General features: G+C 65.8%; 1 protein-coding gene. It reads left to right on the top strand.

The features are described 5' to 3' along the window. Window positions 1-109: 109 nt before the first annotated feature. Window positions 110-1,069, top strand: coding sequence for an IS481 family transposase (locus J2W14_RS21180; protein WP_307466213.1), 960 nt, complete (start codon window positions 110-112; stop codon window positions 1,067-1,069). Window positions 1,070-1,073 lie beyond the last annotated feature (4 nt).

The following is a 1,073-nucleotide window of genomic DNA, read 5'->3' as shown; positions in this document are numbered from 1 at the left end:
TGTATTGCCCACGGACGTTGGTGACAGGCGGCGTGGTTCGGTGACAAAAAGAAGACCTCCGGGTGGAGTGGGGCTTGTCTAGAGTCCAGTTCCACAAACGGAGGTCTTCATGTCCCACCCTAATGCCTTTCTCGCGCCCAGGGGCAGGCTGCAGCTGGCCAGATGCGTGGTCGATGACGGGTGGTCGCTTCGTCGGGCCGCGGAGCGGTTCCAGGTTTCCGTGCCGACCGCCGCGCGCTGGGCCGGCCGTTACCGTGCACTCGGCGCGGACGGGATGGAGGACCGCTCCAGCAGGCCCGTTGTTTCACCCTTGCGGACCCCGCAACGGCGGGAGCGGCGGATCATCGCCCTGCGCGTGAACCGACGGTGGGGGCCAGCCCGGATCGGGTATCTACTGGGCCTCCAGCCATCCACCGTGCACAAGGTCCTCTCCCGGTTCGGGCTGGCGAAACTCTCGTGGCTGGACCGTGCCACGGGCCGGGTGATCCGCCGCTACGAGCACGAGAAGCCCGGGGACATGATCCACGTCGACATCAAGAAGCTTGGACGAATCCCCGGCGGTGGCGGCCACCGCGTCATGGACCGGGCGGCGGGCAAGAGGAACAAGACGGGAACCGAAGCGAACCGGCGCCCCGGCTACGCCTACCTGCACAACGCCGTGGATGACCACTCACGCTTCGCCTACACCGAGATCCTCGAAGACGAGAAGAAGGAGACCGCCGCCGGCTTCTGGGAACGCGCCAACGACGCCTTCAACGCCGCCGGCATCACCGTGAAGCGCGTCCTCACAGACAACGGCTCCTGCTACCGCTCCCACGCATTCAAAGACGCCCTGGGCCCGGACATCACACACAAACGAACCCGGCCCTACCGGCCCCAGACCAACGGCAAGGTCGAGCGCTTCAACCGCACCATGCTCGAGGAATGGGCCTACGCCCGCCCATACACGTCAGAGGCCGAGCGCGTTGCCGCTTTCCCGGCCTGGCTCCATGACTACAATCATCACCGAGGCCACACCTCACTCAAGGGTCAGCCACCAGCAAGCCGCGTCACTAGCCTCCGTGGGTAATACA

It is taken from the genome of Pseudarthrobacter oxydans (assembly GCF_030812335.1).
GTDB classification, from domain to species: Bacteria; Actinomycetota; Actinomycetes; order Actinomycetales; family Micrococcaceae; genus Arthrobacter; species Arthrobacter oxydans_B.
The sequence above is the reverse complement of the archived record's forward strand: the minus strand, read 5'-3'. Positions and strand labels throughout refer to the sequence as shown.

What these genes read in the sequence shown, in the direction of transcription:
- J2W14_RS21180 (WP_307466213.1), top strand. Translation starts at nt 110, where the DNA reads ATGTCCCACCCTAATGCCTTTCTCGCGCCCAGGGGCAGGCTGCAGCTG.